The organism is Limosilactobacillus portuensis, from assembly GCF_014838735.1.
GTDB classification, from domain to species: Bacteria; Bacillota; Bacilli; order Lactobacillales; family Lactobacillaceae; genus Limosilactobacillus; species Limosilactobacillus portuensis.
The window spans coordinates 1-281 of record NZ_JABUXQ010000139.1 but is presented as its reverse complement, the minus strand read 5'-3'; the positions used below and the strand labels follow the sequence as shown (position 1 = coordinate 281).

Below are 281 nucleotides of genomic sequence, written 5' to 3'. Positions count from 1 at the left end.
AACTGCCTATCACAACATACTCTACTGAGAGTTAGAGTTAAGGATAGGCAGATGCAAATGAATAAAAAAGAGCTTGAAGCTTTCGCAAAGGAAGCAGCAAAAGGCATTAAAACGCCTGAGGATTTAAACGAATTTAGCCAGATGCTGAAGAAGATAACCGTTGAAGCAGCGTTGAACGCAGAGATGGATGAACACTTGGGTTATGAGAAACACCAACAATCCACTTCAACGAATAGTCGTAATGGCAAGAGCAGCAAGCGGATAAAAACTGAAGATGGTGA

General features: G+C 41.3%; 1 protein-coding gene. It reads left to right on the top strand.

Annotated features, from left to right (window positions below):
* Window positions 1–57: 57 nt before the first annotated feature.
* A partial coding sequence (locus HUK49_RS10890) for a transposase (RefSeq protein ID WP_206705671.1) occupies window positions 58–281 on the top strand: 224 nt, incomplete at its 3' end.